Raw genomic sequence first — 14,745 nt, forward strand, 5'->3', positions numbered from 1 at the left:
GCACGGCACACCCCCGGGCAGAATGTGCCGGGTGGATCTGATCAAGACGGACTTCCAGGTGCTGGACGAACGCTTCGCCCGCGTCGGCGGCGACCAGTGGACGCGGCGCCTGCACACCGGCTGCCGCTGGGCGGAGGGGCCCGCGTACTTCCCCGCCGGCCGCTACCTGGTGTTCAGCGACATCCCGAACGACCGGACGCTGCGCTGGGACGAGACGACGGGCCGGGTCGGCGTGTTCCGGCAGCCGTCCGGGTACGCCAACGGCCACACGGTCGACCGCGCCGGCCGGCTGGTCAGCTGCGAGCAGGGTCCCCGCCGGGTGACGCGCACGGAGCACGACGGATCGGTGACGGTGCTCGCGGCGGAGTTCCGCGGCAAGCGGTTCAACAGCCCGAACGACGTGGTCGAACACTCGGACGGGTCAATCTGGTTCACCGACCCGAGTTACGGCATCGACAGCGACTACGAGGGGTACCGGGCGGAGAGCGAGATCGGGGCGTGCCACGTGTACCGCGTGTCCCCGGACGGCGAGGTATCGATCGCCGCCGACGACTTCAGCCGCCCGAACGGCCTGGCGTTCTCGGCCGACGAGTCCCGGCTGTACATAGTGGACACCCGCCAGGAGCCGAGCCACATCAGGGTGTTCGGCGTGCGACGGGACGGCGGCCTGACGGGCGGCGAGATCTTCGCGACGTGCGACAACGGAGTGTTCGACGGGGTCAGGGTGGACAGCGAAGGCCAGGTCTGGGCAGCGGCCCACGACGGATTGCACTGTTTCGCCCCGGACGGGGTGAAGATCGGCAAGCTGCGGCTGCCGGAGGTGTGTTCGAACCTGACTTTCGGGGGCCCGCGGGGGAACGACCTGTTCATCACGGCCTCGAGTTCGGTGTACACGCTGAGGGTGACGGTCACAGGGGCGCGCTACCCGCGATGAGGTGGCCCGGTCGGGCCGCTGAGGTGGGAATCTCGGTGGCCGGGCCACCGACTGGCACCGCGAAGGTGGGCCCACCGCGGGTGCGGGCTACCCGAGGTGGGGCGGCCGGGCGGGGCACTCCGCCGCCGGGCGCCGCCATCGGGCGCGCCCGATCCCACCGCGCGGCCTCACTGGAGGCGGCCCGCCCCACTGTGCGGCCTCGCTACCCCGCCACCCCGCGGCCTGACCGGAGGCGGCCCGCCCCACTGTGCGGCCTCGCAACCCCGCCACCCCGCGGCCTGACCGGAGGCGGCCCGCCCCACTGTGCGGCCTCGCAACCCCGCCACCCCGCGGCCTGACCGGAGGCGGCCCGCCCCACTGTGCGGCCTCGCAACCCCGCCACCCCGCGGCCTGACCGGAGGCGGCCCGCCCCACTGTGCGGCCTCGCAACCCCGCCACCCCGCGGCCTGACCGGAGGCGGCCCGCCCCACTGTGCGGCCTCGCAACCCCGCCACCCCGCGGCCTGACCGGAGGCGGCCCGCCCCACTGTGCGGCCTCGCTACCCCGCCGCCCCCGCGCGGCCTGACCGGAGGCGGCCCGCCCCACTGCCGACCTCGCTACCCCGCCGCCCCCGCGCGGACCCGGTCCACCACCGCCGCGCGCTGCCATGCTCGGCTTACCCTCACCAGCCAGGCCGCTTCCGTTGCCACGTCCGCGTCCGTGTCCGGGAGCTGGGTCGGGGCTGGTGGCTCGTAGCGTCTTCCTTCGCGGCCTGCCTCGATCGCCGCCGCCAGAGTCACCGCTTCCACCGTTGGCCGCACCTCCGCATCCGGGACTCCCGCCTTGCGGGCCGCCCTCTCGGCTCGGGCCGGGAGGTCCGGGTCGAAGTGGGCTCGGAGGGCCAGGTGGCCGTCGCGGATTTCGATCACCCTGCGGTACAGCGCGAACTCCGCGCCGCCCGCCAGTTTGCGGCCCGGCTCCAACGCGATTCCCGGCACTGCCGCGCGCAACGCCGTCCACAGTGGCTCGATGCGGCGGTACGCGCGGTACGCCCGGACCCGGCCGATCACCGACGTCACCGCCGGTGCCCACGCGCTGAGTGTCGCGCCCGCCGTGACTAAACCGATCGTCGTCGCCGCCAGCACCGACGACGGCAGGTCCTCGCGGGCGCCGATCCGGGCCGTTTCGGCGAGGCGGCGGACGTCGTCGATGTCCCAGAACGTCCACGCGAACGCCGACCCCACGCCGACCACCAGCAGCCACAGCCCGGCGCGCAGCGGTCCCGGCTCCGCGTGCCGCGCGCTGCGCGCGAACACCGTCATCAGCAGGCCGAGGCTGATCAGGCTGTAGAGCAGGAACACGACCTTGTCGGCCATGGCGAAGGGCAGGGCGCCGTCCGAGAAGACCGTGTCGTCGCCGACGCGCTTCGGCTCGGAGAGCGTGAAGCACGCTGCGAGCAGCAGCATCGTCGCGGCGGTGAACCACGCGTGCGGCGCGAGCCTGGCGCCTTCGCCGCGCCAGACCGACTGCGTGAACGCGACGGCGAAACCGATCGCGCCGAGCTTCAGCTCGTCGCCGGCCAGGGTGAGGATCCACTCGGCGACCGGGCCGGGGCCGGCGAGGGCCGTCATGGCGGGCGTCAGGACGAGAATGCCGCCGGCGATGCAGATCCCGAAGCCGGCGAGGAACCACATGACGCGCACCGGCTGGCTGCGGCGCGCCTCGATCAGCTTGTAGCCGAAGCCGGCGAAGCCCACTACGCAGAGGTAGTAGGCCAGCGTCTCGATCACGGCGTACGGCGGCGCGCCCGGCCGCCGAACAGGGAGTCGAAGCGGCGGACGCCGTCGGGAACGTCGGTAGCGGGCTCGCGCGGCTCGGCGGGCCGGACGACGCGCTGGGCGAGCAGGCTCGCGACGAGTTCGGCTTCGCGCTCCTCGACCTCGGTGTAGGTGGTGCGGCCGAGCACGCGCCGGACCAGCTCGGGCGAGAGGTTCGGCATGAGCTGCCGCCCGGCGGCGTCGATGGCGACGCCGTCCGCGCCGCCGACGGTGCCGGCGTGGCCGCAGAGGAGGTGCCCGACCTCGTGGAGCAGGATGTGCCGCCGGTGCAGGGCGGTGGTGTCGGCGGGATAGAGGATGTAGTCGGCGCGTTCGGTGCTCATGAGCAAGCCACAGGGCGCGCCTTCGGGAGCGCGGACGGGCATGAGTTCGATGGGCCGCCCACGCTGGCGGGCCAGGCCGGCGACGAACGCTTCGGCATCGAAGGGCTCGGGAAGGGTGACGGAGTCGGCGACTTCACGGGCGCGCTTCCAGAGCGCGCGGCTGGGCCGCCGCCGCCAAGGGGCACCGGTTGCCACCTCAGCCCTCCTTCTCCGAGCTGTACCGCCTCGCCCGGTTCAACGCCGCGGCCGCCACGGGGATACGCGGCTGGACGGGATATCGCGTGCCGCGGGGGTGGGCGGGCTGGCCGGAGAGCGGCCTGCCGCTGAGATGCGCCGCCCGCGCGGACCGCACACCGCCGGAGCGAGCGGACTGGCGGGAGAGCGGCCTGCCATTGAGAGGCGCCACCGAACCGGACCGCGCGCCGCCGGAGCGAGCGGACTGGCGGGAGAGCGGCCTGCCATTGAGAGGCGCCACCGAACCGGACCGCGCGCCGCCGGAGCGAGCGGGCTGACCGGAAACCGCCCCGCCGCTGAGACGCGCCGCCCGCGCGGACCGCACACCGCCGGAGCGAGCGGACTGGCGGGAGAGCGGCCTGCCATTGAGAGGCGCCACTGAACCGGACCGCACACCGCCGGAGCGAGCGGCCAGACCGGAAACCGCCCCGCCGCTGAGACGCGCCGCCCGCGCGGACCGAACGCTGCCGGGGTGGGCGGGCTGACCGGAAAGCATCCCACGGCTGGGAGGCCCCGCCGCGCTGCTCTCGCGGCCGCCCCGTCGGGCCGTGCGGCCCGTGAGCGTCGTTCCGGCTCTGTACATGGTGCCGAACCCAGGCCCGATGGGCGCCTTTGGCCGGGAACCCGCACCCTCAGTTCTCCTTCTTCTGTCCGCCGCGGCTTGCCTCCCGCCGGGCTATCGCGTCGATCATGTCGCTGATCGTGTCCAGGCCGTCCGCCGACAGCGTCACCGCTCGCAGCGCCAGATCGCGCACCCCTGCGTCGCGCAACGCCCCCAGCAGGGCCAGCTCCTCCGCGATCTTCGCGCTTTGCTCGTCGTCGAAGAAATACGCCGGGGGTACGCCGAAGAACTTTGCCAGTGCCTCCAGGTGGCGCTTGGTCGGGTTGTCGCGGCGGCCCGTGCGCAGCTGCCACAGGTACGTCGTCGAGAAGCTTTCGCCCGTTGCCTCGCGGCACGCCTTCGCTACCTCTTCGTTGCTGTACGGCTCACGATCGGGCCTGCGGACCACGTGGAACAGCCGGTCGATCTTCTCGGCCAGCGTCGACTTTCCGGGCTCCTTGACCACGATGCACTCCCTCGGCTACCAGGCGCATTCATCTTAGCTGGGAGGCAAACACCTTTTATCTACCCAAGTTGCCGCCTGGGCCGGGGCTGGCAGCGGGGACAGGAGAACGACGACCGGTTCATGAACGGCTCCCGCCGGATCGCCGTGCCGCACCGGCCGCACGGCTTGCCCTCCTGGCCGTACGCGTCCAGGGACCGGTCGAAGTACCCCGACTGCCCGTTGACGTTCACGTACAGCGCGTCGAACGACGTGCCGCCCGCGCCCAGGGCCGCGTTCATCACGTCCGCCGCCGCCGACAGCAGCTCGCGGCCCTTGGCCATCGTCAGCTTCTCCGTCGGCCGTGACCAGTGCAGGCGCGCCCGCCACAACGCTTCGTCCGCGTAGATGTTGCCGATGCCCGACACCAGCGTCTGGTCCAGCAGCGCCCGCTTGACCTCCGTCCGCCGGGACCGCAGCGCGCGCACCGCCGCGTCCAGGTCGAACTCCGGGTCCATCGGGTCACGCGCGATGTGCGCGATCGTGTCCGGGAGGAGCACCTCGTTGAGGTCGTCGAGCGCCAGGCCGCCGAACGTCCGCTGGTCGACGAACCGCAGCTCCGGGCCGTCGTCGGCGAAGCGCAGCCGCACCCGCAGGTGCTTCTCGTCCGGTGCGTCCTCCGGCTGGACGAGCATCTGCCCGCTCATCCCGAGGTGGGCCAGCAGCGCTTCCTTGTCGGACAGCTCCAGCCACAGGTACTTGCCACGGCGCCGCGCCGCCTCGACGCGGGTGCCGGCCAGGCGCCGCGCGAAGTCATCGGCGCCCAGCGCGTGCCGGCGGATGGCGCGGGGGTGCAGGACCTGCGCCTCGCGGATCGTCCGGCCCGCGACGTGCGCCTGCAGGCCCAGGCGGACGACTTCGACCTCGGGGAGTTCGGGCATGCCGCCATTGTGCCCGGAGGGTCCGACATTTTACGGCGCGCCCGGTCCGACGTCGGCTTTCGTCAGCGGGACGCGGGTGAGGCCGGTGGCGAAGTACTCGTCGGCGCCGACGTCGAACGCGCCCGTGCGGGTCTGCAGGTCGAAGTCCTTCGCCGCATCCGGGTACGACCCGACGCCGGCGTCGATCGCCGGGCTCCCGGCGGCCAGCCGGTACAGCCCGGCGGCGTCCTTCACGAGCTTCGGGTCCACCGGCCGGGACGGGATCCCGGCTGTCCCGCCGAAGGTGATGTTGCCTTCGTACTTCACCGTCGACCCGCTCGGCAGCGTCACGAGCGTGCCGGACGTCCCCTGGACGATGTTGTCCGCGACCACGCAGTCCTTCGGCTTGAAGTCGCCGCCGTCGCCGTCGATCACCGACGAGCTGCCCAGGACCGTGTTGTACGCCACCGTGCCGCGGTCCGGGCGGTCGTGCAGCTTGCTCGTCGGCCCGCTGTCGGCCTCGTCGCCGGACCCGAACACGATCGCGCGGCCGTCGGAGTTCGCGACGTAGTTGTCGACGATCCGGTGGTCGTTGCCGTGGAACCGGATGCCCGACCGGAACAGGAGGTTGCCCTCGACGAGGCCGCGGTTGCCGTGCCGCAGCACGATGTAGCCCTTGCTGTCGCGGATCGTGTTGTAGCGCACCACGTTGTCCGACGACTTCACCGAGATCGCCTCGATGTCGCCGTCGGCCTTCTCGAACAGGTTGTTCTCGACGAGCGCGTGCGCCGAGTACGCCTGGTGGTTGCTCAGGCCGAGCCGGATCGACTCGCCGCCGTTGGCCCCGGCGAACTGGTGGTTGAAGAAGTAGTTGTGGTGCACGTGGACGCGCTGCGCCATGGCGTCCGACGGGCCGAGGATCTGCAGGAACACACCCTGGCTGGTGCGGTTCTGGAAGACGTTGCGGTCGACCTCGGTGTCGTCGCCGTTCACCGTGACCCAGTTGCCGTCGGTGGTGAGCTGGAAGTCGTTTCGGGACAAGCGGTTGTGCGACGCCCCGGCGGGGATGCTCAGCGGCGCGCCGCCCCGGAACTTGAAGCCCCGCAGCACGACGTTCGACACGCCGCCGGCGAAGGAGAACGTCTTCGAGCCGGTGATCGTCGCCTTGCCGACGTGCTCGGCGGTGACCGTGATCGGCGCCGGCGCGGTACCGGACCGCTTGATCGCGAGCGCCGACCCTGCGGAGTAGGAGCCGTCGGCCAGCGCGATCGTGTCCCCCGGCTGCGCCTTGTCCAGCGCCGACTGCAGCGCGGACAGCGAAGTGACCCGGATCTGCGCGGCCGACGCGGAAGGTCCGGGCACGACGACGAGCGCCGCCGCGATCAGGGGAACGAAGAACAGCCGCATCCGCCAACCCTCTCAGTGAGCAGGTGCGCGGCGGATGGTCAGCACGCTACTGAGCGATCAGCGGAACCGTCAACGAAGGTTCCCGCTGATCAGGACTCCGGCTTTTGGACCTCGAGCTCGGCCGACAGCGAACGCCAGGCCGTCTCGGCGGCCTTCTGCTCGGCTTCCTTCTTGGTCGAACCGGTGCCGTGGCCGAGGCCGCGGCCGGCGACGAGCACCGTGGCCGTGAACTCCTTGCGGTGGTCCGGTCCGGTGTCCTCGACCTTGTACTCGGGCACGCCGAGACCGGCCGACGCGGTCAGCTCCTGGAGGCTCGTCTTCCAGTCGAGCCCGGCACCGCGCAACGGCGCTTCGGCGAGCAGGCCGTCGAAGAGGTGGTGCACGAGCTTGCGGGCGATCTCGATGCCGTGCTCGATGTAGACGGCGCCGATGACGGCTTCCAGGCCGTCGGCGAGGATGCTCGCCTTGTCCCGGCCGCCGGTGAGCTCTTCGCCCTTGCCGAGCAGCAGGTGCGCCCCGAGCCCGCCCTCGCCGAGCCCGCGGGCGACCCGCGCCAGCGCGTGCATGTTGACGACGCTGGCGCGGAGCTTCGCGAGCTGACCTTCGGGCAGGTCCGGGTGCGTGGTGTACAGGTGATCGGTGACGACGAGGCTCAGCACGGCGTCACCGAGGAACTCCAGCCGCTCGTTCGGCGGCAGACCCCCGTTTTCGTACGCGTACGAACGGTGGGTCAGCGAAAGCCGGAGCAGCTCGGGGCCCAAGGTGACCCCGAGCGCTTCGAGCAACGGCGCCGGATCGGCTGCGGGTCCCCCGGGCGTCTTGCCCCCCATGTCGGCTACCCGATCAGGCGGGCTCGACGACCTGGCGGCCGTTGTGCTGGCCGCACGACGGGCACGCGACGTGCTGGAGCTTCGGCTGCTTGCAGGCGCGGTTGGAGCAGGGCACCAGCTGCACCGGAGCCGCCTTCCACTGGCTGCGGCGGGAGCGCGTGTTGGATCGCGACATCTTCCGCTTCGGGACGGCCACGAGTAGATCTCCTTATGACGGTCTGCTCGCGGTCGTGCGAGCGAACTTTCCTCCGGAACGAGCTGGCGCTCGTCAGGCTTGCTCAGCGGGGCCCGGCGCAGGCTTTTCGCCCGCGTTCTCGTCGAATCGCTCCACGAGTGCGGCCCACCGAGGGTCTATCTTCTCATGCCCGTGTCCGGGCTCGAGATCGGCCCACTTGACACCGCACTCCGAGCACAGCCCGGCGCAGTCCTCGGTGCACAACGGCGCCAGCGGCAGGGCGAGCACGACGGCGTCGCGCACGATCGGCTCGAGGTCGATCCGGTCGTCGACCAGCCGCGGGATCTCGTCCTCCTCGGTGGTCTCCTCCGTGGCCGACCCCGGGTAGGCGAACAGCTCCTGGACCTCGACCTCGACCTCTTCGGTCAGCGGATCGAGGCAGCGGGCGCACGTGCCCTTCGCCGTGGCCGTGGCGGTGCCGCTGACCAGCACGCCTTCGACGACGGACTCGAGGAGCAGGTCGAGTTCCAGCTCGGAGCCGGCTTCGATGGTGATGACGTCGGGGACGCCGAGCGGCGTCTCCACCGGCACGCTGCGCCGGACGGCGCGGCTGAGGCCGGCGTGACGGCCGAGCTCACGGGTGTCGATCACCCACGGGCTGCGGTCGTCGAGCTGGGGGGTCTTGTTCTCGGACATCCCGTCCAGGGTACGCACGGTGCGCCACCGCTGTTGAGCTGGGACGGCGTGCGGCGGACGGGACGGCCGAGAGACTCGTCACACCTGGTAGTCGTAGAGCGTCGGGCGGCCGCCGCCACCCGGGAGGTTCGCCGGGGAGCGCAGGTGGTTGCGGCCCGAGTCGACCGTCCGCAGCGTCGTCGCCAGCAGCTCCGAGAACTCCGCCAGCTTGCCGTCGACGTAGGCGTCGCAGTCCGCGCGCTGGCGGTCGGCCTCCGCGTGGGCCTCGTCGACGATGCGCGCCGACTCCGCGTGCGCCGCCTGGACGACCTCGGTCTGCGCCACCAGCCGGGCCTGCTCGGCGCGGCCGTCCTCGATCGCGCGGTCGTAGGCGTCGCGGCCGGCCTGGATCATGCGCTCGGACTCGGCGCGGGAGCGCTCGGTGAGGTTCTGGTACTCGGCCTGGCCGGCGGCGACCGTGCGGTCGGCCTGGTCGTGCGCGTCGGCGAGCATCTGCTCGGCACGGGCGCGCGCGTCGGCCAGGATGCGCTCGGCTTCGTCGGTGGCTTCCGCGATCGCCCGCTCGGCCTCGGCGTTCGCGCCGGCGACGGTCTCGCTCGCCTCCTTGCGGGCGGCGTGGAGGATGTCGTCGCGCTTGTCGAGCACGTCCTGCGCGTCGTCGACCTCGGCGGGCAGCGCGTCGCGGACGTCGTCGAGGAGCTCCAGCACGTCGCCGCGGGGCACCACGCAGCTGGACGTCATCGGGACGCCGCGCGCCTCTTCGACGATGGTGACGAGCTCGTCGAGCGCCTCGAAAACCCGGTACACGGCAACTCCAATCCCCTGTCGCTGGGACCAGTCTGCCCGGTTTTCCCGCCGAAGCGGTGAAGGCGACCGGCGCCGGGCGTGTCCCCCGGTGGACGCCCGGCCGCCGTCGCCGGAGGTCAGGCGCCGAGGTCGATCCGCTCGAAGGTGACGTAGCGGTCCGGCGTGTAGGCCAGCTCGCCCGCCTTGCCGGAGATGACCCGGTCGTTCGTGCCGACGGCGAACAGCGTGTAGTACCCCGGCGCGCACGCCGGGAGGACGCCTTCGCGGTTCTGGTACGTCGTGCCGGTGGCGGTGCCGTCGCGGACGTCGTCCACCGCGGTCTTCGCGGCCGACGACAGCTGCGAGTAGCCGATCTTCGCCAGGCCGGACAGGTCGCCGCAGGCGTGCGCCGGGCCGCCGGGCACGTCGATCACCTGGAAGGTGGCGTAGTGGTCGCCGGTGTAGAAGTACTCGCGGCCGGAGCCGGTCACGATGCGCCGCGTGCCGCGGGTGCTCGAGCCGGGCGTCGGCACCGTGTACTCGTGGTAGTAGCCCGGCGCGCACGCCGGGAGGACGCCCTCCCGGTTGTCGAAGACGACCCCGTCGTTGCGCGGGTACGGGAACGGGCCGCCCTGCTGGATCAGGTCGTACGTCGTCGTCGCTTCGGCCGGCAGCGCCGGGAGCGTCGTGTGCGTGAACCCGGACAGGTTCCCGCAGGCGTTCTGCGCGGCGACGGCGGGTGAATCCGCGACCGCTTCGGCGGCGGTGACACCCGTGAACAACGTGGCCAGGAGCGCGAAGAGGACAGCGACCAGGCGTGATCGGTAGTTGGTCATTTTCGGACCGTAACCCGATCGGATGGTCGTCAGAAGACGAGCACGTGACCTCGGGGCCGCCGGCGCGCAAGTCCCGACGAACGGAGGGAGCCGAAGGACGGGAACCGGACGTCAGCGGCCGAGCTTCGGGAACTTCGCCGACAGCCGCTGGTAGACGATCGGCGGCACGAGGTGCTCGATGTCGCCGCCGAGCGCCGCGACCTCCTTGACCAGCGAGCTGGACACGAACCCGTACGCCGGGTTGTTCGCCATCAGCAGCGTCTCGACGCCGGTGAGCTCGCGGTTCATCTGCGCCATCTGCAGCTCGTAGTCGAAGTCGCTGACCGAGCGCAGGCCCTTGGCGATCGCCGCGATGTCGTGGTCGCGGCAGTAGTCGACGAGCAGGCCCTCCCACGAGTCGACCCGCACGTTCGGCAGCTTCGCGGTGATCTCGCGCAGCATCTCCAGGCGCTCTTCGATCTCGAAGAGGCCCTTCTTGCTCCGGTTCACCCCGACCGCGACGACGACCTCGTCGAACAGCCGGCCGGCCCGCTCGATGATGTCGAGGTGGCCGTTGGTGGCCGGATCGTAGGAACCGGGACAGACCGCACGCCGCATGGCGCGGACGCTACCGTGCCGCACCCGGTTTCCGCCGCGTGGCTCACGCCACAGGCGTGTACTCCGCCCAGAAGACCGCGGTGTCGCCGTACTTCTTCTCGCGCGCCGGCGTGAAGCCGGGAGGCCAGTCGGGCGCGCCGTCGCGGGCCGCGCGCTCGATCACGACCAGCGCGCTCCCGCCCAGCCAGCCGCCCGCGGCCAGCGCCGCGAGCACCGACCCCAGCGCGGCCGCGTCCACGGCGTACGGCGGATCGGCCAGCACCAGGTCGAACGCGGCGGGCGCGGGCGCGGCGACCACCGTCTCGACCTGCCCGGCGCGGACCGTGCCGCCCAGGCCCAAGGCCGCGACGTTGCCGCGCAGGACGTCGACGGCACGCCGGTCCGCCTCGACGAACAGGGCGTCGGCCGCGCCGCGGGAGAGGGCTTCGAGGCCGAGCGCACCGGAGCCCGCGTAGAGGTCCAGGACGCGGGCGCCGTCCAGCTCGCCGGCCGTCTCCAGGGCGTTGAACAGGGCTTCCCGCACGCGCTCGGACGTCGGCCGGGTGCCCTTCGGCGGCACCTTCAGCCGCCGCCCGCCCGCCGTCCCGGCCACGATCCTGGTCACCCCCCGATTGTGCGGGGATGACGCACGGCACTGATGACCGGGACACGGGTGTCGCCGCCGGACCCAACGCGTAGAGTCGTTCTTCGCCCTCGGAGGCGATCCAGAGCTGTCAAGGAGCCATGCGTGTCGGAACCTCGGGTCAGACGGGCCGAGATCGCCATCGAACAAGCCCACGTCGATCGCGTGTACACCCGTCTGGACGAACTGCGGGCCCAGGCCGAGGCCATGCGCACGAAGGGCTACGAAATCGGCCAGGGCGCGCAGCGCGAGGCGATCTTCGAGCAGGCGTCGATGCTGTTCGAGCGCGACATGATGGTCTACCACGCCAACCAGACGCTCCAGACGCTCGACGCCGAGTACGAGGGCCTGGTCTTCGGCAGGCTCGACCACCTCGACACCGAGCGCGTGTACGTCGGCCGCCTCGGCATCCGCGACGCCGAGTTCGACAACCTCGTCACCGACTGGCGCGCGCCCGCCGCGGCCGCGTTCTACCAGGCCACGGCCGAGGAGCCGATGGACGTCGTGCGGCGGCGCGTGATCCGCTGCTCGGGCCAGAACGTGCTCGACGTCGACGACGACGTCCTGATGGCCGACGCCGTCCCCGAGGACATGCGGATCGTCGGCGAAGGCGCGCTGATGGCCGCGCTGGGGCGCTCGCGCGGCGAGAAGATGCGCGACATCGTCGCGACCATCCAGAAGGAGCAGGACGAGGTGATCCGGGCGCCTTGGCGCGGGGTCACCGAGATCACCGGCGGGCCGGGCACCGGCAAGACCGCCGTCGCGCTGCACCGCGCCGCGTACCTCCTCTACCGCTACCGCCGTCAGCTCGGCGGGGCGGGCGTGCTCGTGATCGGGCCTTCGGGGGTGTTCACCAGCTACATCTCGCGGGTCCTGCCCTCGATGGGTGAGACGAACGTCGAGCTGCGCGCGCTCGGCGAGGTCCTCGACGGCCTGGAGGCGACCCGGCAGGACGCGGCGCCGCTCGCCGCCGTCAAGGGCTCGCTGCGGATGCGGAAGGTGCTGCTGCGGGCGCTGCGCGACACGCCGCCCGAGGCGCCGGAGGAGATGCGGATCGTCTACCGCGGCGAGGTGCTCAAGCTGTCGGCACGCGAGCTGGAAAAGGTCCGCCGCAAGGCGCACACGCAGGGCGCGCCGCCCAACCGGTCGCGGATCCGGGCGGCCGAGCTGCTGCTCGACGCGCTGGCGGCGAAGGCCGAGGAGCACGCGAAGGACGACGGCCGGCAGCTCGACCGGGCCGAGCTGATCACCGATCTGGGGGAAAGGATCGACTTCCACCGGTTCCTGGTCGTGTGGTGGCCGGTGCTGTACCCGGCCCAGATCCTGAAGTGGCTGGGCGACGAGAAGCGGCTGGCGTCGGCGGCGAAGGGCGTGCTGAACCGGCAGGAGATTTCGATGCTGGCCGCGGACTTCGCGGACCGGTCCCGCGGCTGGTCGATCGCGGACGTGGCGCTGCTGGACGAGCTGCGCGTGCTGATCGGGCCGCCGCCGAAGCGCAAGCGGCGGCAGGTGATCGAGGTGGAGCCGGAGCGGTCCGGCGGCGCCCCGACCCGGCCCGAGCACTACGACGAGTACTCGCACGTGGTCGTCGACGAGTCGCAGGACCTCTCGCCGATGCAGTGGCGGATGGTCGGCAGGCGCGGCAAGTACGCGAGCTGGACGGTCGTCGGCGACCCGGTGCAGAGCTCGTGGCCGGACCCGGCGGAGGCGGCTTCGGCGCGTGACCAGGCGTTCGGCGTCAAGACGGCCCGGCGGCGGTACACGCTGCGCACGAACTACCGCAACTCGGCGGAGATCTTCGACCTGGCGGCGAAGGTGGTCGCCGGGCACGCGAAGGCGGACGAGCTGCCGGTGGCGGTGCGCCGGACGGGCGTGGCGCCGGAGGTCCGCCCGGTGGAGGCGGCGGGGCTGGCGTCCGCGACGCAGGCGGCGGTGAAGGAGCTGCTGGGCGCGGTCGAGGGCACGGTCGGCGTCATCACGGCGATGGACCGGGTGCCGGAGGTCGCGGGCTGGCTGGCGGGCCAGGCCGACGAGCGGCTCAAGGTCGTCGGCAGCCTGGACTCCAAGGGCCTGGAGTACGACGCGGTGGTGCTGGTGGAACCAGTGGACCTGATTCGCGAGTCGACGACGGGACGGCGGGTGCTCTACGTCGCGCTGACCCGCGCGACGCAGCAGCTGATCGTGCTGGCCTCGAACCCGGACTGGCTTCCGGCGGGCTGACGGCCGGGCTCGGTGTCAGCCCGGCTCATGGTGGGCCACGACCTGCCCGAGCGGCTGCCCCGGGCCCGTTTCGGTCACGTCACCCGGTTGCCGCCCACGGTGCCGGGCTCGCGGTGAAGCGCGTCACGGCGGCGCGGGAAGCAACGGGACCGCCCGCGCGTTGCACCAGGGCGTGAGCTCACTGCCTGACGTGCCGCTGTCCGTTCTCGACCTGTCCCCCGTGTCGGAGGGGACGACCGTCGGCGAGACGCTGCGCAACACCCTGGACCTCGCCCGCGCCGCGGAACGGCTGGGCTACCACCGCTACTGGCTGGCCGAGCACCACAACATGCCCGGCATCGCCAGCTCGGCGACGGTCGTGCTGATCGGGCACGTCGCCGACGCGACCGAGCGCATCCGCGTCGGCTCCGGCGGGATCATGCTGCCCAACCACGCGCCGCTGGTGGTCGCCGAGCAGTTCGGCACCCTGGAGGCCTTCCACCCGGGCCGGATCGACCTCGGCATCGGCCGGGCGCCGGGCACCGACCAGCGGACGGCGCTGGCACTGCGCGGGCCCGGCGGCCTGTCCGCGGAGAACTTCCCGGAGAACCTGCAGGAGCTGATCGGCTATTTCACCCACTCCGAGGCCCGCGGGGTGAACGCGGTGGTCGCCGAGGGCAACCAGCCGCCGATCTGGCTGCTGGGCTCCAGCGGCTTCAGCGCCCAGCTCGCCGGGCGGCTCGGGCTGCCGTTCTCCTTCGCGCACCACTTCGCGGCCGAGAACACCATCCCGGCCGTGCAGCTCTACCGGGAGAACTTCCGGCCCGGGGTGCTCGACGAGCCGTACGTGATGCTCGGCGTGTCGGTGGTCGCCGCCGAGACCGACGAGCGCGCCCGGTTCCTCGCCGGGCCGTCCGGCCTGACGTTCCTCAGCCTGCGCCGCGGCCGGCCGATCGCGCTGCCGACCCCGGAGGAGGCGGCCGAGTACCCGTACACGGAGATGGACCGGGCCTTCCTGGCCGAGCGGTTCGGCTCGAGCATCATCGGCTCGCCGGAGACCGTCCACAAGGGACTCGAGCGGCTGCTGGCCGACACGGGCGCGGACGAGCTGATGATCACCACGATGGTGCACGGCCACGCCGACCGCGTCCGCAGCTACGAGCTGGTGGCCGGCCTCAAGTCCTGACCCGGAAAACCCGGTGGGCGGGAATACGCGATTCCGTCCACCGGGTCGGGAATTTCTTTTCCTCCGCTGACAACAAGATCCGGGGCATTTGTCAGCGCCGGACAAGAAATGCGCGGTTACCAGCCCGTGACCGCGTGATC

15 protein-coding genes are annotated in these 14,745 nt (G+C 72.1%); 3 read left to right on the forward strand and 12 right to left on the reverse strand.

Going from position 1 to position 14,745, the window contains the following annotated elements; all coding sequences use genetic code 11:
* Window positions 1-31 precede the first annotated feature (31 nt).
* On the forward strand, window positions 32-934 hold the full coding sequence (locus BT341_RS39555) for an SMP-30/gluconolactonase/LRE family protein (protein WP_072481095.1): 903 nt from the start codon (window positions 32-34) through the stop codon (window positions 932-934).
* Window positions 935-1,530: 596 nt separating this feature from the next.
* Here the strand turns inward: BT341_RS39555 and BT341_RS39560 are convergent.
* The 12 genes from BT341_RS39560 to rsmD all read right to left on the reverse strand — a co-directional run bounded on the left by BT341_RS39560 (window position 1,531) and on the right by rsmD (window position 11,202).
* Complete coding sequence (locus BT341_RS39560; RefSeq protein WP_072481096.1) at window positions 1,531-2,703, reverse strand: MAB_1171c family putative transporter; 1,173 nt, start codon at window positions 2,701-2,703, stop codon at window positions 1,531-1,533.
* Window positions 2,700-3,269 (reverse strand): hypothetical protein, encoded by a 570-nt coding sequence (locus BT341_RS39565; protein ID WP_177329004.1) that lies wholly within the window; start codon window positions 3,267-3,269, stop codon window positions 2,700-2,702. The genes BT341_RS39560 and BT341_RS39565 overlap by 4 nt, the downstream gene beginning before the upstream one ends.
* A 671-nt stretch (window positions 3,270-3,940) precedes the next feature.
* Window positions 3,941-4,375: a helix-turn-helix domain-containing protein gene (locus tag BT341_RS39570; protein WP_072481097.1), complete on the reverse strand. Its 435-nt coding sequence runs from the start codon at window positions 4,373-4,375 to the stop codon at window positions 3,941-3,943.
* A gap of 59 nt (window positions 4,376-4,434) precedes the next feature.
* Window positions 4,435-5,292, reverse strand: a complete 858-nt coding sequence (mutM, locus tag BT341_RS39575) for a bifunctional DNA-formamidopyrimidine glycosylase/DNA-(apurinic or apyrimidinic site) lyase (RefSeq protein ID WP_072481098.1) — start codon at window positions 5,290-5,292, stop codon at window positions 4,435-4,437.
* Between the two features lie 30 nt (window positions 5,293-5,322).
* The gene (locus BT341_RS39580) at window positions 5,323-6,678 is read right to left on the reverse strand and encodes a polysaccharide lyase 6 family protein (protein WP_072481099.1); all 1,356 of its coding nucleotides are present in this window, start codon (window positions 6,676-6,678) and stop codon (window positions 5,323-5,325) included.
* 89 nt (window positions 6,679-6,767) lie between these two features.
* Window positions 6,768-7,508, reverse strand: coding sequence for a ribonuclease III (gene rnc / locus BT341_RS39585; protein WP_177329005.1), 741 nt, complete (start codon window positions 7,506-7,508; stop codon window positions 6,768-6,770).
* Window positions 7,509-7,521: 13 nt separating this feature from the next.
* Window positions 7,522-7,704, reverse strand: coding sequence for a 50S ribosomal protein L32 (gene rpmF, locus BT341_RS39590; RefSeq protein WP_003090635.1), 183 nt, complete (start codon window positions 7,702-7,704; stop codon window positions 7,522-7,524).
* A gap of 72 nt (window positions 7,705-7,776) precedes the next feature.
* Entirely contained in the window at window positions 7,777-8,379 is a 603-nt protein-coding gene (locus BT341_RS39595; RefSeq protein WP_072481101.1) for a YceD family protein, read from the reverse strand.
* Between the two features lie 78 nt (window positions 8,380-8,457).
* Window positions 8,458-9,186: a DivIVA domain-containing protein gene (locus BT341_RS39600; RefSeq protein ID WP_072481102.1), complete on the reverse strand. Its 729-nt coding sequence runs from the start codon at window positions 9,184-9,186 to the stop codon at window positions 8,458-8,460.
* A gap of 116 nt (window positions 9,187-9,302) precedes the next feature.
* On the reverse strand, window positions 9,303-10,001 hold the full coding sequence (locus BT341_RS39605; RefSeq protein WP_072481103.1) for a ribonuclease domain-containing protein: 699 nt from the start codon (window positions 9,999-10,001) through the stop codon (window positions 9,303-9,305).
* Between the two features lie 111 nt (window positions 10,002-10,112).
* The gene (gene coaD, locus BT341_RS39610; RefSeq protein ID WP_072481104.1) at window positions 10,113-10,598 is read right to left on the reverse strand and encodes a pantetheine-phosphate adenylyltransferase; all 486 of its coding nucleotides are present in this window, start codon (window positions 10,596-10,598) and stop codon (window positions 10,113-10,115) included.
* 43 nt (window positions 10,599-10,641) lie between these two features.
* The gene (rsmD, locus tag BT341_RS39615) at window positions 10,642-11,202 is read right to left on the reverse strand and encodes a 16S rRNA (guanine(966)-N(2))-methyltransferase RsmD (RefSeq protein ID WP_177329006.1); all 561 of its coding nucleotides are present in this window, start codon (window positions 11,200-11,202) and stop codon (window positions 10,642-10,644) included.
* Between the two features lie 123 nt (window positions 11,203-11,325).
* On the opposite strand from rsmD, the gene BT341_RS39620 reads away from it, so the two are divergent.
* Together BT341_RS39620 and BT341_RS39625 are read left to right on the forward strand one after the other, a co-directional pair.
* Window positions 11,326-13,440 carry a HelD family protein gene (locus BT341_RS39620; protein WP_072481106.1) on the forward strand — a complete coding sequence of 705 codons (2,115 nt, stop codon included), beginning with the start codon at window positions 11,326-11,328 and terminating at the stop codon, window positions 13,438-13,440.
* Between the two features lie 172 nt (window positions 13,441-13,612).
* Window positions 13,613-14,605 carry an LLM class flavin-dependent oxidoreductase gene (locus BT341_RS39625; protein ID WP_218177820.1) on the forward strand — a complete coding sequence of 331 codons (993 nt, stop codon included), beginning with the start codon at window positions 13,613-13,615 and terminating at the stop codon, window positions 14,603-14,605.
* Window positions 14,606-14,745 lie beyond the last annotated feature (140 nt).

It is taken from the genome of Amycolatopsis australiensis (genome assembly GCF_900119165.1).
Classification (GTDB): Bacteria; Actinomycetota; Actinomycetes; order Mycobacteriales; family Pseudonocardiaceae; genus Amycolatopsis; species Amycolatopsis australiensis.